The organism is Streptomyces krungchingensis (assembly GCF_054729265.1).
In genome coordinates, this window is sequence record NZ_JBPUKY010000001.1 from 1,585,308 (window position 1) to 1,604,173 (window position 18,866).

16 protein-coding genes and 1 pseudogene are annotated in these 18,866 nt (G+C 67.5%); 5 read left to right on the forward strand and 12 right to left on the reverse strand.

What is annotated here, in order from left to right; translation table 11 throughout:
- Positions 1-172 precede the first annotated feature (172 nt).
- The 5 genes from ACSYGO_RS07240 to ACSYGO_RS07260 all read right to left on the reverse strand — a co-directional run bounded on the left by ACSYGO_RS07240 (position 173) and on the right by ACSYGO_RS07260 (position 5,484).
- A complete protein-coding gene (locus tag ACSYGO_RS07240; protein ID WP_460386196.1) occupies positions 173-796 on the reverse strand; it encodes a carboxymuconolactone decarboxylase family protein in 624 nt (207 codons plus the stop codon).
- Positions 797-883: 87 nt separating this feature from the next.
- A complete protein-coding gene (locus ACSYGO_RS07245; protein WP_460386198.1) occupies positions 884-1,732 on the reverse strand; it encodes an IclR family transcriptional regulator in 849 nt (282 codons plus the stop codon).
- A 505-nt stretch (positions 1,733-2,237) separates the two neighbouring features.
- Positions 2,238-3,428 (reverse strand): IS110 family RNA-guided transposase, encoded by a 1,191-nt coding sequence (locus ACSYGO_RS07250; RefSeq protein ID WP_460386199.1) that lies wholly within the window; start codon positions 3,426-3,428, stop codon positions 2,238-2,240.
- Between the two features lie 328 nt (positions 3,429-3,756).
- Entirely contained in the window at positions 3,757-4,335 is a 579-nt protein-coding gene (locus tag ACSYGO_RS07255) for a hypothetical protein (protein ID WP_460386200.1), read from the reverse strand.
- 387 nt (positions 4,336-4,722) lie between these two features.
- Positions 4,723-5,484: a transposase family protein gene (locus ACSYGO_RS07260; protein ID WP_460386202.1), complete on the reverse strand. Its 762-nt coding sequence runs from the start codon at positions 5,482-5,484 to the stop codon at positions 4,723-4,725.
- Between the two features lie 337 nt (positions 5,485-5,821).
- Between ACSYGO_RS07260 and ACSYGO_RS07265 the strand changes: the two genes are divergently transcribed.
- Complete coding sequence (locus ACSYGO_RS07265; protein ID WP_460386199.1) at positions 5,822-7,012, forward strand: IS110 family RNA-guided transposase; 1,191 nt, start codon at positions 5,822-5,824, stop codon at positions 7,010-7,012.
- Between the two features lie 180 nt (positions 7,013-7,192).
- Here ACSYGO_RS07265 and ACSYGO_RS07270 read toward each other — a convergent pair whose 3' ends face one another.
- From ACSYGO_RS07270 to ACSYGO_RS07285, 4 genes are read right to left on the reverse strand one after another with little or no spacing between them, the layout of a single operon-like run.
- Complete coding sequence (locus ACSYGO_RS07270) at positions 7,193-8,458, reverse strand: FAD-dependent oxidoreductase (RefSeq protein WP_460386204.1); 1,266 nt, start codon at positions 8,456-8,458, stop codon at positions 7,193-7,195.
- A gap of 17 nt (positions 8,459-8,475) precedes the next feature.
- Entirely contained in the window at positions 8,476-9,120 is a 645-nt protein-coding gene (locus ACSYGO_RS07275) for a maleylpyruvate isomerase N-terminal domain-containing protein (protein ID WP_460386205.1), read from the reverse strand.
- Positions 9,117-9,956, reverse strand: a complete 840-nt coding sequence (locus tag ACSYGO_RS07280; protein ID WP_460386206.1) for a fumarylacetoacetate hydrolase family protein — start codon at positions 9,954-9,956, stop codon at positions 9,117-9,119. Before ACSYGO_RS07280 ends, ACSYGO_RS07275 begins: the two co-directional genes overlap by 4 nt.
- The gene (locus ACSYGO_RS07285) at positions 9,953-11,104 is read right to left on the reverse strand and encodes a cupin domain-containing protein (protein ID WP_460386207.1); all 1,152 of its coding nucleotides are present in this window, start codon (positions 11,102-11,104) and stop codon (positions 9,953-9,955) included. The genes ACSYGO_RS07280 and ACSYGO_RS07285 overlap by 4 nt, the downstream gene beginning before the upstream one ends.
- Positions 11,105-11,181: 77 nt before the next feature.
- On the opposite strand from ACSYGO_RS07285, the gene ACSYGO_RS07290 reads away from it, so the two are divergent.
- Positions 11,182-11,958, forward strand: a complete 777-nt coding sequence (locus tag ACSYGO_RS07290; RefSeq protein WP_460386208.1) for an IclR family transcriptional regulator — start codon at positions 11,182-11,184, stop codon at positions 11,956-11,958.
- 217 nt (positions 11,959-12,175) lie between these two features.
- Here ACSYGO_RS07290 and ACSYGO_RS07295 read toward each other — a convergent pair whose 3' ends face one another.
- Positions 12,176-12,865: a class II aldolase/adducin family protein gene (locus ACSYGO_RS07295; RefSeq protein WP_460386209.1), complete on the reverse strand. Its 690-nt coding sequence runs from the start codon at positions 12,863-12,865 to the stop codon at positions 12,176-12,178.
- A gap of 685 nt (positions 12,866-13,550) precedes the next feature.
- The gene (locus ACSYGO_RS07300; RefSeq protein ID WP_460386210.1) at positions 13,551-14,318 is read right to left on the reverse strand and encodes an IclR family transcriptional regulator; all 768 of its coding nucleotides are present in this window, start codon (positions 14,316-14,318) and stop codon (positions 13,551-13,553) included.
- A gap of 134 nt (positions 14,319-14,452) precedes the next feature.
- Here ACSYGO_RS07300 and ACSYGO_RS07305 point away from each other — a divergent pair, with 134 nt between their 5' ends.
- The 3 genes and pseudogenes from ACSYGO_RS07305 to ACSYGO_RS07315 all read left to right on the forward strand — a co-directional run bounded on the left by ACSYGO_RS07305 (position 14,453) and on the right by ACSYGO_RS07315 (position 18,130).
- Complete coding sequence (locus tag ACSYGO_RS07305) at positions 14,453-15,400, forward strand: LLM class flavin-dependent oxidoreductase (RefSeq protein ID WP_460386211.1); 948 nt, start codon at positions 14,453-14,455, stop codon at positions 15,398-15,400.
- Between the two features lie 138 nt (positions 15,401-15,538).
- Complete coding sequence (locus ACSYGO_RS07310; protein ID WP_460386212.1) at positions 15,539-16,189, forward strand: FMN-dependent NADH-azoreductase; 651 nt, start codon at positions 15,539-15,541, stop codon at positions 16,187-16,189.
- A 1,372-nt stretch (positions 16,190-17,561) separates the two neighbouring features.
- A pseudogene (locus ACSYGO_RS07315) lies at positions 17,562-18,130 on the forward strand (transposase).
- A gap of 103 nt (positions 18,131-18,233) precedes the next feature.
- Here the strand turns inward: ACSYGO_RS07315 and ACSYGO_RS07320 are convergent.
- The gene (locus ACSYGO_RS07320; RefSeq protein ID WP_460386213.1) at positions 18,234-18,740 is read right to left on the reverse strand and encodes a hypothetical protein; all 507 of its coding nucleotides are present in this window, start codon (positions 18,738-18,740) and stop codon (positions 18,234-18,236) included.
- Between the last annotated feature and the right edge of the window lie 126 nt (positions 18,741-18,866).

An 18,866-nucleotide genomic window follows, 5' to 3' on the forward strand; every position in this document is an offset into this window, starting at 1 on the left:
TCCTTTGTTCTTCGTCTGAGCTGCCATGTGGCATCCGGGCAGCGCGGCAGCAGCGGCAGGGACCGGACGCCGGGCCGGTGCCCGGGGTCGTTTCGGGCGTGGGCACATCGCGGGTTGTACGTCTGCGCGCCGTAGTCAGTGGTGTTCCTGCGAACGTGATGAGGGCGCTGGTTCAGTGATTCAGACCGCCGCGTCCATGCCCTTGCCTCACGTGCTCTGTCGGCTCGGTCGCCCCAGTGGGGTCGGTGAGTTCGAGGGCGTTGGCGACGTACGCGTGGGCGATGTACTGACCGATGAGCAGGAGCACCCCGACCGCCTCTCCCGGGTCGAGCAGACTCAAGACACGTTCGAATGCTGGTCTGGCGCCGCGCCCGCCGTCGGCTAGTACTGCTTCGGCGAGTTCCCGGACAGCCCGCTGCCGTGAGTCAAGCCGGGTGTGGCGCGGGTCGGGCCCCATGGCGCTGACTTCGGCGATCCAGTCGGCGGAGAAGCCGTACTGCCGTGCCCGCCGCTGGTATTGAGTCAACTCGTAGTTGCTCTCCATCCCTCCCGCCACGCCGAGGGCTGCAACGCCGATCAGGTCGGCGGGCAACGCGCTCTTCAGCGCTTCAGTGAAGTCCGTACCACTGGCTGGCGCGTCGGGTTGGTGTGTGCCGCAGTCGAGGAACGCAGCGAGGTAGCTGAGCGGCTCGGCGTCCGCAGCGATCCTGCTTGCCAGGTCCTCTGGCAGCTCGTCGAACTGGATCGGTCGCGCTGGCGGCGGCGCAGATGGGTCGCACACCGGATTGGGAGGCATCACAGAAACTCGTTCCACCAATCGGAACCGTGGACAAGTTTGACTGTAACCTCACAATGGACCTCTGTACAGACCTAAGTTCCAGTCTTAAGAACTTTCTGAACCAGGTTGCCTGCGCCCCTGCGGCCGGCTCACCCTCCGAGGCATTGGGCGGAGCTCGGGCGAGGAAGAGGCCAGTCGCTTCACCACCTCTCGCAGAACGTCTGCGATGCGCTCGAACTTTGCTTCATCCAGCCGCACCTCGGGCGCGGCGACACTGATCGCCATGAGCGGCCAGGGCCCCGCCGCCGAGGCCGCGACTGCTAGCGAGCTGACACCCTCCTCGCTCTCCCCACGGCCGACGGCGTATCCGCGCTCTCGCACTGCTTCGAGCTCGACGAGCAGCTCCGATCGCCGACGGATCGTCTGTGCGGTGACGGGTGGCAGCGCCTCGTCCCTGTACCAGGCGAACAGGGTCTCGGTCGGCAACTGGGCGAGCATCGCCCTGCCGAGGCTGGTGGCGTAGGCAGGCAGCACGCGGCCGACCCGGTGGGACACGCGCAGGGCGAGTTCACTTTCGACGCCGTCGACGAAGCGAACGTTGCCTTCTTCGAGGACGCCTAGGCGTACAGTCTCGCCCGTAGCAGCGGCGAGCTCCTCCAGCACTGGCCGTGCCATCGCGCGGACATCCATACGCGCCACCGTGGCCAGGCCTAGCTCCACGAGCGCTGGCCCCGTGCGATAGGTCCGGCTTGCAGGATCCTGAATCACGAACCCGTGGTAGACGAGCATCGCCAAGAGGCGGTGCGCTCTGGATTTGCCGATCTCCAGCGCGCCGGGGACATCACTGAGCCGCAGCTCGGATCGATCACGGAAGAGAAGGAGTAGATGCAGCGCCTTGTCAACCGTTTCGATCGGGTACTGCGGTTTCGGCCGACCGCCATCCGTGTTCTCCATAGCAGAACTCTATCAATGTGTCACCAACCAAAGACCTCGATCTCGAGTTGCAGATCCTAGCCCCTAAGTTCTGTCTGTTGGTACAACGTCCCACAAAATCAAGATCATTCGAGAGGGTTGCGCGTGCTGGCGGAGCAGTTCAACAACCGAAATGGAGACCTTCATACTGGGTCATGGGGATGCCCGATCGGCGTGCACGGTCTCGAAGACCAGGTCATCGCACCCCTGATGGTCTCGCGGATCAACGCCTCGGCACGCTCGGCCGATTCGATGCGCTCCACAGTGCAAGGCCTCCAGCGCCGGGTCCCGCTTGGCGATCTGCGGTCGCCAGTTGCTGCCGCTCGGCCTCCGCGGCTTCTTCGGTCGGGCCGGGCAGCGAACGACAACCTTCTCCAGGCCGCAGCGACCCGCGCGGCGCCATTCCTTGCTGTGCGAGTGACCCAGCCTCTGGCGTCACCACACCCCAGTGAAGGGATGCCGAATCACTGATTCCTAATGCTGTCTGTCAAGCCGCGAGGGCGCCGGGCGGCGTGAGCTCGTAGCACCGCCCATCGCGTAGGAGTGCCCAGAGGACATTCACGCGGCGGCGGGCCAGGGCCAGGACGGCCTGAGTGTGGCGTTTGCCCTCGGTGCGTTTGCGGTCGTAGAACTGACGCGACTCATCGCAGTGTCGGATGCTGAACAACGCAGAGATGTAGAAGACGCGTTGGAGGCGGCGGTTGTAGCGCTGCGGGCGCCGCAGGTTGCCGCTGATCTTCCCGGAATCACGGGGCACCGGGGCGACGCCGCCGAAGCCGGCGAGACGGTCAGCGGTGCCGAAGATCGTCATGTCACCGCCGGTGGCTGCCAGGAACTCGGCGCCGAGGATCACGCCCAGACCAGGCATGCTGGTGATCACGTCGAAGGCGTGGTGGTCGCGAAATTTGGCCTCGATGTCCTTGTCGAGCTCGGCGACCTGCTGGTTGAGGCCCATTACGTCCCTCGCCAGCGTGTGCACCAGCTGGGCGGCCAGCTTCTCGCCGGGCAGGCTGGTGTGCTGCCGTTCGGCGGCCTGGACTGCGATCTCGGCGAGCCGGTCGGCGCGGACGACGTGACGGTTGCGCAGCCAGGTCTCCAGCCGCTTGGTGCCGATTCGGCGGATGGCCGCTGGGGTCTGGTAGCCGGTCAGCAATATGAGCGGGCCAGTGTTGGTCAGATCCAACGCCCGTTCCAGGCCGGGGAAGACGCCGGTGAGCTGGGCTCGCAAGCGGTTCACCGTGCGGGTGCGGTCGGCGACCAGGTCCATGCGTCGGCCTGTGAGGATCTTGAGGTCGGTGATGGTGTCGTCGGCGGCGCGTAAGGGGTGCAGGTCGCGGCGGACGCGGACCTGGTCGGCGATGACGGCGGCGTCCTTGGCGTCGGTTTTGCCTTCGCCACGGTAGCTCTCGGAGGCGCGGTGGATGGCCCGGCCGGAGATGTAGTGCACCGGCTGATCGTGGTTGAGAAGGATGGCGATGGCCAGGGCGGCTCCGCCGTCGGCCAGGTCGATGCCCCAGGTCACCTCGTCACCAAACGCCAGTACATCGGCAAGAAGTTCGAGCAGTTCGGGTTCGTCGTTGGCGACGCGTCGCGACAGCAGTCGGCGGCCGCTCTCGTCGATCGCGACGCAGTGGTGGTGGGTCTTGCCTGCGTCAATGCCGGCCCAGATCGCGGCCATGTGGTGCCTCCGTGCGGTGTGCGGCTGGTGCCTCCCACGGACGACCTCGCTGTCGATTCCCTACGGAGCGATCATTCGCAATTCCTAATTGGCAGCCGAGTCGTCGTGGGGCACCGAGCGGCCAATCACTGAGAGCCACAAGCGGCAGAGCCTTTTCAACCACACCCGGTGCCCCTGGGTGGGTGAACCATACGAAGGGCTCACCACCTCCCCGCAGAACAACGTAGGGAGCCTTTTCCAACTTCAGTTCGTCCAGGCCAGATGCAGGGTGATGATGGCTCGGACGACGTGCGGCACAAGTTCGCGGCCGTCGGCCCTCCTAGCTGTGTCAGTTCCCCCCGTAGTCTCCGCAGTTGTCGACGAGCTTGACCTTTGGCTCTCCGACAACCCGGCCGTGACGAGCCGGCGTCCGGTCGATGGAAACATCACCCCTGGTCAGTTCGCCGTTGATGCGAGCCCAGTGCGCACCGTTGCGGTCCTGGAACCCGACGCTTGCCTCCAGGAAGCCCACGCTGTCCTCGAAATCCCCGAGGTCGATGCCATTGGCATCAGCCTCTAACAGGGGCGGCCAATAGCCGTCCTCGTCCGCCGGATCATCCTCCACGTACCTCAGGGACTTCGCCTCGATGGTCAGGACCGAGCAGGGGGTCAGCGCAGGAAGTAACACCTGGAACGCCACGTCGCCAGGCGGATCTTGCGAGATCAGGAACACAATGTGCAAGTTCGACAAGGGGTCTGGTGACCTGTTCATCACGTGGAGGAGGCTCTCACCCTTCGGCCCTCCATCCGCCCAGAAGGACACGCGCGCAGCCTGCTCCCGCTGCTTCTCCTCTGCCTGCTCGCGGAATTGCGCCAACTGGTCAGCGGACACCCGGGCACTCCAGATCGTGCCGATGCCCGTGGTCACTAGGCCGCCAAGGCTCGCCACAATGGTGACGGCCGCGCCGAGGGTGAGGAGGTTCAGGCCACCCAGCCGAGTGCTGGCCTCGGTCTCGTCGGCTCGCTCTCGGGCCCGTACCCGGCTTGGGCCTGGCCGGTACCGAGCCAGGCGCAATCTCGTCCGCCTCGGTGCTCCCCCGTCTGGCATGCGCGTCCCCTCCCCGCTGCCTCTGCCTCTGCCTCTGCCTCTGCCTCTGCCTCTGCCTCTGCCTCTGCCTCTGCCTCTGCCTCTGCCTCTGCCTCTGCCTCTGCCTCTGCCTCTGCCTCTGCCTCTGCCTCTGCCTCTGCCTCTGCAAAGAGCATGACGGGGAGGGATGGAGCCCGGGAAGAGCCAGGAAGAGGAGCAGATTCCCACTCAAGATGATGCAAGGTGAAGTACGAGTACCGCCTGGACGAGGCTGGTGATTCGGGTGGTGCTGCAGCGCAGTTTGCGAAGGAGGCGCCAGCTCTTGAGGGTGGCCATGGCCTGCTCGCCGACGGCCCGGATGCGGGCGTGGGCGATGTTCACGGCCTGTTGACCGGAGGGCAAGCTGCGGAGCTTGCCGCGGAAGGGAACCCGCACGGTGGCGCCGGCGCCTTGGTAGCCCTTGTCCGCCCAGCACGGCAGGTCGGCCTCGGCCAGGGCGTCGATGATTCCATGGGTGCGAGCGGCCTTGATGTCATGCACGGCGCCAGGCAGCGCGGCGGAGGCCCACAGCAGGCGGCCGAGTGGATCGGTGAGGACTTGAATGTTCATGCCGTGCTTCTTGTGCTTGCCGCTATAGAAGGGCCGGTCCGCGGCGATCCGGTCGATGGGCAGCAGGGTGCCGTCGAGGATGACGTACGCCTTCGTCGTCGCGGCGCGGACCGCCTCGGCCAGGGTGGGCGCGAGGGCAGCGAGCAACTCGACAGCCTCGACGACGTATCGGTAGGCGGTGGTGGTGCCGACGCCGAACCCGGCTGCAAGCTGGGCGTAGGTGTGCCCGCACCGCAGGTGAGCGAGGGCGAGCAGGGCCTGACGTCCTGGGCTCAGACGCCGCCATCGGGTCCCGCGCTCGTGGCGCAGTGCGCGCAGCTGGGCGGACAGCAGGCGCAAGGTCGAGGAGGCGACGTCGAGGCCGGACGGGTAGACAAGCACATGAAGCCCCTGGTGGAGACGGTTCTCTCGGCAGAAAGCCCATCTACCAGGGGCTTCGCCGTCCTGTCAGGCCAACGGGCAAACCCTCTACGGAGGTTGGAAAAGGCTCCCTACGTTGTTCTGCGGGGAGGTGGTGAGCCCTTCGTATGGTTCACCCACCCAGGGGCACCGGGTGTGGTTGAAAAGGCTCTGCCGCTTGTGGCTCTCAGTGATTGGCCGCTCGGTGCCCCACGACGACTCGGCTGCCAATTAGGAATTGCGAATGATCGCTCCGTAGGGAATCGACAGCGAGGTCGTCCGTGGGAGGCACCAGCCGCACACCGCACGGAGGCACCACATGGCCGCGATCTGGGCCGGCATTGACGCAGGCAAGACCCACCACCACTGCGTCGCGATCGACGAGAGCGGCCGCCGACTGCTGTCGCGACGCGTCGCCAACGACGAACCCGAACTGCTCGAACTTCTTGCCGATGTACTGGCGTTTGGTGACGAGGTGACCTGGGGCATCGACCTGGCCGACGGCGGAGCCGCCCTGGCCATCGCCATCCTTCTCAACCACGATCAGCCGGTGCACTACATCTCCGGCCGGGCCATCCACCGCGCCTCCGAGAGCTACCGTGGCGAAGGCAAAACCGACGCCAAGGACGCCGCCGTCATCGCCGACCAGGTCCGCGTCCGCCGCGACCTGCACCCCTTACGCGCCGCCGACGACACCATCACCGACCTCAAGATCCTCACAGGCCGACGCATGGACCTGGTCGCCGACCGCACCCGCACGGTGAACCGCTTGCGAGCCCAGCTCACCGGCGTCTTCCCCGGCCTGGAACGGGCGTTGGATCTGACCAACACTGGCCCGCTCATATTGCTGACCGGCTACCAGACCCCAGCGGCCATCCGCCGAATCGGCACCAAGCGGCTGGAGACCTGGCTGCGCAACCGTCACGTCGTCCGCGCCGACCGGCTCGCCGAGATCGCAGTCCAGGCCGCCGAACGGCAGCACACCAGCCTGCCCGGCGAGAAGCTGGCCGCCCAGCTGGTGCACACGCTGGCGAGGGACGTAATGGGCCTCAACCAGCAGGTCGCCGAGCTCGACAAGGACATCGAGGCCAAATTTCGCGACCACCACGCCTTCGACGTGATCACCAGCATGCCTGGTCTGGGCGTGATCCTCGGCGCCGAGTTCCTGGCAGCCACCGGCGGTGACATGACGATCTTCGGCACCGCTGACCGTCTCGCCGGCTTCGGCGGCGTCGCCCCGGTGCCCCGTGATTCCGGGAAGATCAGCGGCAACCTGCGGCGCCCGCAGCGCTACAACCGCCGCCTCCAACGCGTCTTCTACATCTCTGCGTTGTTCAGCATCCGACACTGCGATGAGTCGCGTCAGTTCTACGACCGCAAACGCACCGAGGGCAAACGCCACACTCAGGCCGTCCTGGCCCTGGCCCGCCGCCGCGTGAATGTCCTCTGGGCACTCCTACGCGATGGGCGGTGCTACGAGCTCACGCCGCCCGGCGCCCTCGCGGCTTGACAGACAGCATTAGGAATCACTCTGACGGCGATTCGACTTTCCTGCCCTGCTCCGCAGGAGTTCGAATCCTCCCGGCCTGAAGGGCCAGGGCATCCTCGGAGGAAGCCGGTGAAGTGTCCAGCAAGGTGCGTGCGCCGCGGGACCTGTTGCCCGCGGAGCACATCATGTGGGTCGGGTCGTTCAGACGTCGACGGAGTCCAGTGGCATCGCCGGATACATCTCCGGCTCCTGGTCGGGCGTCAACGCCGTGGGACCGTAGACCCAGTCCATGAAGGAGTAGTCGTACGTGTCACGCGCCCGCATCACCGCGTTGCGCTGCTCCCTCTCGAGCCCGGCGTGGTGCCAGAGTTCGCCCCAGGAGCGGGCGGTGAGGACCACGCGGCGGCAGTGCTCAGGACGGACGGCCTCGTAGGCGGCGAGAGCCGTCGCCCAGTCGACCCCGGAACCCTGCTCGGACCTCAACGCGCGCTGCGCGCCCACGTGCTGGGCCAGGACCCAGCCGTCCTCGACGGCCATCACGGCGCCCTGGGCCATGTACTGCAGCGGCGGGTGGGCCGCGTCGCCGAGGAGGGCGATCCGCCCGGTGACCCACCTCATGATCGGCTCGCGGTCGAACATGCGCCACCAGCGGTCGCGCCACATCAACGGCAGGCCCTTCTGGACCGGTTCACAGGTTCCCTCGAATGCCCGGTCGAGTTCCTCCGGAGTGCCCCAGTCGTCTTCCCCGGCCAGGGCCTTCGGCGACCGGAACACCGCGACCTGGTTGAACATCTGGCCGCCGCGCAGCGGGTACTGCACGAAGTGGCAGCGCGGCCCGACATACAGCACGACGTCCTTCTCGTGCACGTCGTTGGCGCGCACCTGCTCGAAGGGCACCGCGCCGCGGTAGGCGACGTACGCCGAGTTGACGGGTTCGTCGTCGACGACGAGCCTGCGGGCCACGGAGTGCAGTCCGTCCGCGGCGAGGACAACCTCGGCCTCGTCGCTGAGGCCGCCGTCAAAGGTGACTCGCGCGCCGCGCGCAGTGTTCTCGTATGCCACACAGACCGCGCCGGTCACGAGTTCCACGCCGGCCCGCTCGCAGCCGCGCAACAGGACGCCGTGCAGGTCACTGCGGTGCATCACCAAGTACGGGAAGCCGTATCGGCGTTCCATGTCCTTGAGGTCCACCCGGGTCAGCTCGCTGGCGTCCAAGGCGTCCTTCATGACCATGTGCTCGGGCAGCACGCCGAGTTCGACGGCTTCCTCCAGGAGCCCGTAGTCGTGCAGGATCCGGGTGCAGTTCGGGGCTAGCTGCAGGCCCGCGCCGACCTCGCCGAACTCGGGGGCCTGCTCGTAGAGGCGGACCCGCAGGCCCTGCCGGGTGAGGCCCAGTGCGGCCGAGAGCCCGCCGATGCCACCGCCGATCACGAGGACGTCCGGGCGGGCGGTGTTGGTGCTGTTCATGTCTCGCTCCTGCATAGTCACAGCCACGCGGTCAGGGGTTGTGCGGGGGAGCCGTCCGCGGTCGTCACCCCGGTGTACGGGCGGCCCGCCAGGTAGGCGGTGACGTCCGCGTCGCTGCCCCGGACGGCGGGGACGGTGCCGCTGCCGCGCTTGCCAACGATGTCGCCACGGAGTTCGACGAGGAACTCCCCCGGCAGGTTGGCGAATCGGATGCCGGTGTCGAGGTCAATGGCATGGACCATGACCTCCCTGGTGCGCATCCACGGCACCTCGCTCGCCGGCACGGTCCGCCCCTGGGCGGTCAGTACCCATGCCTGCCACTGCTTCTCGGCCAGCTCGGCCATTTCGCAGGCCAGCGCCTGCGCGGAGTCCTCGAACCAGGCGGTCAACCGGTCGTCGGGCAGCTGTGCACCCGAGTCGATGTCCGCCTGCCGCTGCTCCGGCGAGCTGTACATCGGGGTGGGCTCACCGGTGCGCGCCCAGCGTACGAGGTTCCGCAGTGCCTGGGCGTTGCCCGCCAGGTGAGCCACGATGTGCTTGCGGGTCCAACCGGGCAGCAGCGACGGTGCACTGTAGGTCTCCTCCTCGAGGCTGGCGATGGCCTTGCGGCACAGCTCGGTGCCCTCGGCCACCCAGGCCAGCGTGGTGTGCAGGCTTCTCATCGCGCCCCCTCGGAGACGACGCGGTTCTTCAGGCGGCCCACAGCCTCGATCTCGGTGACGATCGTGTCACCCTCCTGCAGGAACACCTGCGGCTTGCGGGCGTGACCGACACCTCCAGGCGTGCCGGTGGCGATGACGTCGCCCGGGTTGAGCCGGATCATCGTGGACACATAGCGGACCAGGTCGACCGGGTCGAAGAGCAGGTCACCGGTGTTGTCCTGCTGCATGACCTGCCCGTTGACCTCGCAGCGGATGTCGAGCGCCGGGCGCGGGCCGCCGACCTCGTCGGCGGTAACCAGGAACGGGCCGAGCGGCGTGGTGGAGTCCCAGTTCTTGCCCTGCAACCACTCACGGGTGCGGAACTGCCAGTCGCGGCAGGTGACATCGTTGAGGACGCTGAACCCCGCGATGGCGGCCTCGGCTTCGGCCTCGTCGGCACGCCGTACTTGGCGGCCGACGACCACGGCGAGTTCGGCCTCCCAGTCGAACTGCTCGGTCTCCACCGGACGCTGCACGTCGTCGAGGGCGCCGACGAGCGTGTCCGCGAACTTGCAGAAGAGCGTGGGGTATTCGGGCAGGTCCCGGCCCATCTCCTTGATGTGCTTCTGGTAGTTGAGGCCGACACACACCACCTTGGTGGGGCGGGGCACCAGGGGCGAGAACACCGCGTCGGCTGTGGCATGCCGCAGCCCATCAGTCCACGCCGCGGTCTCCAGACCGTCGGGCGATGCCAGTACGGCGCCCACGTCCGGCAGGCCGAGATCGACGAGGGTGTCGCCGTCGACACGCACCGCGGTGGTGGTGCCGTCGCCGAGACGGAGAGTGGCGAGCTTCACGTGTTCTCCTCAGTGTGGGTGCGGAACAGGTTGAGCTTGGTAAGCACAGGGGCGTCGCTGAACTGGAACAGGTCCAGCGCGCCGGAGTCGGAGTCGGACGGCGAGGCCTCGGACCGGATCGACAGAGGTTGCCAGGACGGGACGACGAAGAGGTCGCCGCGCCGGACCGACCAGGAGATGTCGCCCACGCTCACCCGGCCGGAACCGTCGAAGACCTGGTAGACCGACGAACCCGTCTCCCGTCGCGGGGCGGTCTCCGCGCCGCGGACAAGCCGGTGGAACTGGGCGCGGATGGTCGGCAGAACGTCACCGGCGGTGGTGGGGTTGGTGTAGCGCACCAGCGCGTGGCCCGGCCCGACCGTGCCGGGATGGCCGGTGCTCTCCAGCTCGAGCTGGCCGTTCAGCGCGGCGTCGGTGTCCTCCCAGCGGTAGCGCAGCAGCGGAGTGCCCTCCCGGCGCCCGAGCTGCGAGACCGGCACCAGACCCGCATGCCCCCACAGCCGCTCCGAACGCGACCGCTCCGGCGACGCGTGCTCCTCCTTGGACAGCTCGTCCCGGCCGAAGTCGAAGAACTGCGCCTCGACGTCGTACTGGAAGGGGATGTCCAGGCCGTCGATCCACGCCATCGGCGTGCTCGCCGAGTTGTGGTGGGCGTGCCAGTTCATCCCGGCCTGCGGCAGGAAGTCACCGCGGCGCATGGGTACCGGGTCACGCTCCACGACCGTCCACACGCCCTCGCCCTCCACGACGAACCGGAAGGCGTTCTGCGTGTGCCGGTGCTCGGGAGCGTCCTCGCCGGGCATCAGATACTGAATGGCGGCCCACAGGGTCGGCGTCGCATACGGCCGGCCGCCCAGGCTCGGATTGGCCAGCGCGATCGCCCGCCGCTCCCCGCCCCGGCCGACCGCCACCAGGTCGCCGGAGCGGCTGGCCAGGTCGAGCAGCGTCTTCCACTCCCAGCGGTGCGGCTGCGCCTTGGACCTCGGGTGCGCGGGCATCAGGTCCCCGATCCGGGTCCACAGCGGCACCAGCAGCGCCTTCTCGAAACCGCGGTACAGGTCCTCCAGCTCGGGCGTCAGTGGGGGCTGATCCGGCCCGTCCTCGGCGGTGAGTGAGACAGGGGAGACGACATTGTCTTGGTCAGTCATGCCGATACCTTGCTCCGCAAGGCTTCAATTGGAACAGTGGATTCTGCTTTGCGGAACAATTGGTGAAGGGCGTTGTCGTGACCAAATCGATGAAGAACCCGCCGACGTACGGCGTGGCAAGCGTGGACCACGCGCTGCAACTGGCGGTGATCCTGCAGGTCGAAGGCCCCATCACGGTCGCCGAGGCCGCCCGCCGGATCGGGGTGGCCCGCTCCAGCGCCCACCGCCTGCTCTCCACCCTCGTGTACCGCGACTTCGCGGTGCAGAACGAAGACCGCAGCTACGGCGTCGGACCGGTTTTGGAGATCGCCGACAAGGCGCAGTCAAACGTCTCGGCCCTCCGCGCCGCAGCTCTCGGCCCCCTGCGCGCCCTCGTCGACTCACTCGACGAGACCGCCAACGTGACCATTCGCACCGGCCGGACCGTGCGGTTCATCGCCTCGGTGGAGTGCTCCCAGGCCCTCAGAGTCGGAAACCGCGAGGGCATGGCCTTCCCCGCGCACCAGGTAAGCGGAGGCCTGGTCATGCTCTCCGCGCTTGCCGACGACGAACTGACCGCGCTCTACACGCACGCCCCGACCGACACCTCCGAGGAGCGCCCGGACCTGACAGAGTTGCGTGCCGAGCTCAGAGCCGTCCGCAGCAGTGGTCTCGCCATCAACCTCGAACGTTCCGAGCGAGGCCTGGTCGCCATCGGGCGCGGAGTGACCGATGCGAGCGGCGCCACGATCGCGGCCGTGTCCGTGTCCATGCCGAGCGTGCGGTACTCGACGGACCGGGTGAAGGAGATCGTGCCAGCTCTGGCCTTGGCGGCGGACAGGATCTCTGCCGGGATGGTTGCGGCAGGCCGGTAGAGCACACAGGTCAAGAGGCCTTCGACTGAGCTCGACCGGCTTCCGGCAGGGCCTGTGCCGCCGCCTGCGGCATGCCGAGGTTGCAAAGCGAGTGGCCTGCGTGGTGCAGAGCCGCATCGAGGTTCGGGGGCATGAGGAGGCACCCGGTGAAGCCCCGGCGCGAGAAAACGGGGTCGCTGGCCTCGATGCAGCCATGGCTCCACAGCAAGTGGCCTGCTCAGCCGTCGAGCCCCCGGACCAGGTACTCCCACACCTGACGCAGCGCACCCTCGGAGTAAATGTTCCCGCGCTTGGAGTGCGACTCGGCCGGGTCGGACCACACCGGCCACCCGCCGAAGCCGTGCGTCAGCAGCTGCTGCTTGCAGGCCCGCTCCAGCAGGACGGCGGTCACCGTGGCGGTCTCCAGGTCCGGGCCGACGGCCACGATGCCGTGATTGACCAGGAACACCGCCTTGGCGTCCACAAGCGTGGCCGCGACCTCCTTGCCGAGTGCCGGGGTGAGAATGAGGTCGGCCGTCCCCGTGTAGGCGGGCACCTGCGGCGGCACGAAGAAGTTCGCCGCATGGCTGACGGGCCTGAGCGACTGGCCCGTGGCAGCGAGAGCGATAGCGTGCGGCGAGTGGACGTGGACCACGCCGCCAACGTCCGGACGGGCAGCCATGACCTCGGTGTGGATCGGGTACTCGCTGTGGCGGTGCCCGTCGCCCTCCAGGACATTGCCGGACTCGTCCACCAGATGCACCCGCTCCGGCGTCACCTCTTCCAGGCCCCATCCAGCGGCCTTGATCCAGACGCCCCTGTCCTGCGGATCCCGGGCGGAGGCGTGGCCCCAGACGAGGTCGCCCTGGCCGTCGGCGGCCAGGATGCGGGAAGCGGTGGCGACAAGAGCGCGCAGGTCGTCTGCCATGGGTCTCCTTTGATGACATTGCCGGCTCAGGGCCGGTAGATACGTGAGATGCAATCTCCACAAGATTCTGCCCTGAAGACCGGAATTCTGTAAATGAACCAGGCTCAATTCGTTGTCTCACTCTGCCGAATGCCCGAAAATGTCGGGATTTGCGGCACCAATGACGCTTCCATGGAGGCCCACCCCTCGGGGGAACCGCCACCTCTGTAGGCAATTTGGTCTGCCAGATAGAACACCTTCCGGACCGGGCATGGGGGCGAGGCGGACGCAGATGAGCCGACCTCCCGGGAGGGGCTCTCAGCCGCGACAGGAGCAACCGAGCGAGCACCCGCGCAAGGTGCATCTCGGAGCGCACCGGATACGTAGCACCATCACCGAACCCGGACAGATGTAGCGGCACGCTCACGCTGTCGGCTGCTAGGAGGCATGGGGGCGGCATAGGCTCCTTCGCTGTCGCCGCGCCTCGCTCGGTGCCGTCATGCGCCCCGAGCCGAGCGGCCAGCAGGATGGAAGGACGTCAACAGGCGCCAATGTCGCGGGATTCAGGTGCGCGCCCCGACGTCAGGTTTCGGTTCGCCCGCGTGACGCCTCGCTGCAGAACGATGCACCGTTCAAAAGACCGAAGCGGATCAGACGCCGACGCGCGCTCCGGAGCGCGCCCAGGTCCGTGATCCGCGGTGCGGAATCAGTGGATCCTGGAGGCCATTTCCTGCATCAGCTGGGCCGCCCGCAAGGCTTGCTGCTCGCCGAGCCGCGCGGCGGGTGCGGCAACGCTGAGGGCGGCCAGCGGCTGGTGGCCACCGCGGCTCACCGCCACGCCGATCGAGCTGACGCCCTCTTCACTCTCGTCGCGATTGAGGGCGTATCCCCGTTCGCGAACCCGGTCCAGTTCCGCAAGCAGCTCGGAACGGCGCCGGATCGTGTGCCGGGTGACAGGGGCGAGCGACTCGCCCGGATACAGCCGCAGCACGGCGTCGGTCGGCAGCTGAGCGAGCATCACCTTGCCCAAACTGGTCGCGTAGGCCGGCAGTGCCCGCCCGACACGCCCGGCCACGCGCAGCGCGAGCTCGCTCTCCACGCAGTCCAGGAAGCGCACCTCACCTCCCTCGATGGCGCCGAGATGGACGGTCTCGCCGGTGACGGAGGCGAGCTCCTCGAGGACCGGGCGGGCCTGGGCGCGGATGTCCATCCGCGTCGCGGCGGACAGCCCGATCTCCATCAGCGCCGGGCCGGGCCGGTAGACCCGGGTCTCAGGGTCCTGCACCACGAAGCGGTGGTACACAAGCATCGCCAGCAGCCGGTGCGCCCGGGACCTGCCGATGCCGAGTTCCTCGTAGGCCTCGGTGAGCCGCACCTGGCTGCGGTCACGGAACAACAACAGCAGGCCCAGGGCCTTGTCGACTGCCCCGATGGGGTACTGCGGGGTCTGTCGCACCTCTTCAAGGTTCTCCATAGCAGAACACTAAGCACACGCCGCTCGGCCCGACAGCGCCTGGCTCGGTTAGAAGTCCGTTTCTGTTCTGTTATTGACATGAAAGTTCTGTTGGAGAAAAACTCGGCGAGCATCAGTAACTGTTGGAGGTGCTCATGAGCAACCCCACGTCGGGCCTTCGGCTCGGCCTCGTCTTGCCGCCTTGCCCCGGCCCGCAGGAACTGCATGCCACCGCCTCGTACGCCGACGACAGCGGGATCCACTCGCTGTGGGTCACCGACCGGACCGTGGCCGGTATGCCCTGGCTCGACTCCTTGACCGTGCTCGGCGCGCTGGCCGCCACGACCTGCCGTGTCCTCATCGGGACGTCCGTGCTCGTACTGCCACGCCGCAACCCGGTCCACGTCGCACACGCTCTGGCAACCGTCGACCACCTCGCCGAAGGCCGGCTCATCACCGGGATCGGAGTCGGCAACAGCACGGTGTCGGCTGCCGAGTTCGAGATCGCCGGAGTGGACATGACCCGGCGCGGCCGGCTCACCGACGAGTACCTGGACCTGCTGCGCGGACTGTGGACTAGCGACAACGTCGTCTACCAGGGCGACGGCTGGCATTGCGCCGGAGTCAGCCTCGCCCCGAAACCCGCCCGCCCCGTGCCGCTGTGGATCGGCGGTTCCACCAGCGCCTCCCGCCGCCGGGCCGGACGCGCCGGCGACGGCTGGCTCGCCGTGTCCAGCTCACCCGAGCGCTTCCGCGCGGAGTGGGCCGAGGTGAGGGAGGCTGCACGCACCCACGGACGGGACGGCGCGCCGCTGGTCCCCGCCACCTATCTCTTCGGCGCGATCGACCAGGACGGCACAACATCGCGTCGCACTCTCGACACCGTTCTGCGCGGTTTCCTCGGCGCACCCCTGGAAGCCGTCGCCGACACCTGCATCTGGGGTACTCCCGAGCAGTGGATGGAGCGGCTGGCCGCATGGGAGGCCGCCGGCGCCCACCACGTGAACGTTGCTCTGTTCACCGACCGCCTGGAGCACGACACCCGCCTGATCGGCGAGCACATCGTGCCGCACCTGCCCCCCACACCGACGGGTGCCGCCTGACAGTCGGCGCTCCACCGCCGAACCCCTCAGCCACCGTCCCATCGGACGGGCCCAGCCGGACGCTGTACGCATTGTCAGCAACCGGACCGAGCGCCACCCGGCACCGGCCCCCTCCCCCGCGATCACCGGAGAACCCCCTTGTCAACGCTTCTGCACATCGACTCATCCGTATTCCCCACCGAGGCCTCCGCCTCCCGCACCGTCACCGGCGCCTTCCGCCGCGCCTGGGAGGAACAACACCCAGAAGGCATAGTGATCTACCGCGACCTGAGCACGGACCCGGCACCGCACATCACCGCCGACGCCCACACCGCCGGCTTCGCCGACCCGGCCACGCACACCCCCGAGCAGACCGCGGCCTTCGCCGAGCGCGTCAAGCTCATCGAGGAGCTAGAGCAGGCGGACGCCGTCCTGATCGGAGCCCCCATGTACAACCTGACGATCCCGTCGACCCTCAAAGCCTGGCTGGACAACGTGATCCTGTTCGGCCGCACTGCGGGCCACTCCCAGTCCGTCAAGGGCATGCCGGTCACCGTCGTCGCCAGCCGCGGCGGCTCCTACGCGCCGGGCACTCCGCGCGAGCCATACGAGTACGTGCAGAACTACCTGCAGGCGATCCTCGGCGGCTTTGTCGGTGTGGAGCTCGACTTCATCGTCCCTGAGCTCACATTGGCCCCGGCCAACCCGGAGATGACCCACCTGGTGCCGCTCTTCGAAGCCTCCCGTGAACGCGCCCTCGAAGAGGCCGCCATCAAGGCGAAGCAGCTGACGCAGCGGCTCGTGGCGTAGCGGTTCATCGCCTTGATGGCGGGCGGAGGAGGAAGCAGGAAGGGGCTCGCGCGGGCCGGTCAGACGCGAGCCCTGCGTCCCAACTCCGACCAATGCGATGCCCTCGGAAGCCGCCGACTACTCGCATCCCCGGTTGATGGAGCCTCGAACTTGTGCCCACCGACGGCAGCCACCTGGCCGGGACGAGGGGCCCGGGTCAGCACGGCAGACCGGTGAGCGGGATCCTGGACGACGGCTCCGCTATGGACGAGCGTCGCCCGGAGGCAGCACGCCCCGGGCCTGCCGATGCCAGATCCTCGTGCGCCCTGATGTGTCAAAGCTCGCCCCGGTCGCAGAACAGCAGAAGCAGAGCGCAGCGCCTCGCTGGCCGCCCTGTCGAGGTACTGCCATTCCGCCCAGACCTAGCCAGAGTTCTTAATGACAGAATCTTATTCTACCCCCGCAGCAGGGCGCTGATCCTGCGCAAGGCGGTCGACACCACCCCGAGGAGAGCGCTGTCCAGCCTCCGGACTGCCACGCATGCCTCAGGTGCCACAGCAGGTTCAAGACTCACTCTTGCACCCCACTACCACCGGGTGGGGTGCCCTGATTCGAACCCTGGCGGCTCATTTCGGCGATTCAAGCCCCCTCCTTTCGTTCTACCTGTTGACACCTTCGTTCTTTCTGGTGAAACTTGGAGCATCGGTTACGTCGCTGCGGAGGTACCCACGAGTGGTAGCGCCTCCGCCTTCGACCGGGCCTCGTTTTGCCCCCTGCCCCAGCGCCGAGGAATTGGTCAAACTGCAGCCGCCATGCCGCAGCTCGAAGACCATCCTGACCCCCACGGGGGGATTTCTGGGTAGATCCGCTGGTTCCCGCCTGCAGGCGACGAGGAACTCCACTACGGCGTCGGAAGTCTTCTTCTGGCACAGCAGGCCACGGCCGAGCCATGGGCGGCAGTCGAGCCGGGGGCTCTTCGGCAATCAGTTGCGGCGCAGGAGCCGATCATGAAAAAACCACGGCCTCACCCTGGAAAGCCGCCCGTGTGGTGGCCGAGCGATCCTGACGCCCCACTCACGACTGACCCCACCAAGACCCCGGGAGGAGCAGTGTCGGCGCTGCTCCTCCCGGCCTATCGCCGGGCCGGGTGACCGCAAGGGGGCATCGACTCACCAGGCCCGCTGATGTGCAGTCCCAAGACTTGCTTGATGCCGATGTCGCCGAACCCTCTTCACGGTCGCGAGAGAGTAGCCGCTGCTGCCCGGGCCTCTCTCGGCAAGGACGACGTGGCCAGTCCTCCCATAGAGCTCGGAACACGATTGTGGAGATGTGCTGATAGGCGAGACCAGTACGACGATTGCGCCGTTCGTGCTGTGTGGGGAACCGGCCGTGGATCGCCGGGGATGAACTGCGGGCGCTGATCGAGTCGTTGCTTCCACCCTGGCCGCGGAAGGCTCCCGGTCTCAGGCCGATCGATGACCGGTTGTGCCTGCAGGGCATCCTGTGCGTGCTCTACAACGACATCAGCTGGCAACTGCTTCCGCTGGAGCTCGGGTTCGGGTCCGGACAGACCTGCTGGCGCCGGCTGGGTCGGTGGCACGAGGCTGGTGTCTTCGAGAAACTGCACTGCCTCCTGCTCGCCGAACTGCACGCGGCCGACGCGCTGGACTGGACCCGGGCTCGCGTGGATGCCTCCCACATCCGCGCGAAAAAGGGGGCGAGGCCACCGGCCAGTCACCGGTCAACCGCAGGAAAGCGGGCAGTGAACACCACCTCAAGCTCCGCTACGTCGTTCAGCAGACCTTCGCGCTCCTACACCGATTCGAGCGCCTGACCGGCCGCTGGGAAAGACGCCTCGACCTGCACGAAGCCCTCGTCTCCCTCGCCTGCGGCCTTATCTGCTGGAGACGCCTCAAGAAGGTCCGCAGCAGATCAGAAGGACAGCGGTTCGGAGCTGAGTGACTCGGTGTATCCCAGGGACCACCGCCCAGGAACGGCGGCGCAGACCGCATCCAGATCGGCGCAGGTCCGACCCCGGACGTGAAGCCAGCTGTGGACGCCCAGGCTATCTTGGCGCAGTAGCTTGCCCGGGGCAGAGAACGAACGCACGGGAACTCCTCCGGCCTGTCCACATTGTGTAGTCCGGCAGTTTGACCCGCTGAAAGTGTTCGGGTACCGCACCCAGCAGGTCCGCGGGCAGCTCGCACGCGTTGTACAGCCGCCCCTCACCGCCGAACAGCGCCTCGCTCAAGACGAGTTCGACACAGGCCAAGGACACCCGGTCCACAAACGGCACCCAGCCGTCCCGCGCCTGAACGAGCACCGGAGGATCGTCCAGGTCAAGGTCGGTAAGGCGCACACCCCAGAAGGCACAGCCCTGGTTCTCGCTGCGGAAGGCGAGGACACCGCCACACTCGTCATGCACGAACACCTGGTGAGGCGGCAGCAGCGGGTCCTGGTTGGCAACCAGGTCGGGCCGGCCACCCGCGCGCGCATAGAACTCGTGCAGCGCAGCAGCTTGGGCAGCTCGCCCGAGCGGGTCACCCCGACGAACACCATGCGTCGACGACACCACCAAGATCGTGTTGTGAGCTCATAGCAGATGCTGCGTCAGTTCGCCCAGGTGACCGGGCGTGACGATGTTCCTCAGCTCCAAACAGGCTGACGGGAGAAATGACAGACCGGTCTCGCGGCGGGA

Coding starts and splice junctions, on each gene's coding strand:
- ACSYGO_RS07240 (WP_460386196.1), bottom strand. CDS start 796: ATGCCTCCCAATCCGGTGTGCGACCCATCTGCGCCGCCGCCAGCGCGA.
- ACSYGO_RS07245 (WP_460386198.1), bottom strand. CDS start 1,732: ATGGAGAACACGGATGGCGGTCGGCCGAAACCGCAGTACCCGATCGAA.
- ACSYGO_RS07250 (WP_460386199.1), bottom strand. CDS start 3,428: ATGGCCGCGATCTGGGCCGGCATTGACGCAGGCAAGACCCACCACCAC.
- ACSYGO_RS07265 (WP_460386199.1), top strand. CDS start 5,822: ATGGCCGCGATCTGGGCCGGCATTGACGCAGGCAAGACCCACCACCAC.
- ACSYGO_RS07270 (WP_460386204.1), bottom strand. CDS start 8,458: ATGAACAGCACCAACACCGCCCGCCCGGACGTCCTCGTGATCGGCGGT.
- ACSYGO_RS07275 (WP_460386205.1), bottom strand. CDS start 9,120: ATGAGAAGCCTGCACACCACGCTGGCCTGGGTGGCCGAGGGCACCGAG.
- ACSYGO_RS07285 (WP_460386207.1), bottom strand. CDS start 11,104: ATGACTGACCAAGACAATGTCGTCTCCCCTGTCTCACTCACCGCCGAG.
- ACSYGO_RS07295 (WP_460386209.1), bottom strand. CDS start 12,865: ATGGCAGACGACCTGCGCGCTCTTGTCGCCACCGCTTCCCGCATCCTG.
- ACSYGO_RS07300 (WP_460386210.1), bottom strand. CDS start 14,318: ATGGAGAACCTTGAAGAGGTGCGACAGACCCCGCAGTACCCCATCGGG.
- ACSYGO_RS07305 (WP_460386211.1), top strand. CDS start 14,453: ATGAGCAACCCCACGTCGGGCCTTCGGCTCGGCCTCGTCTTGCCGCCT.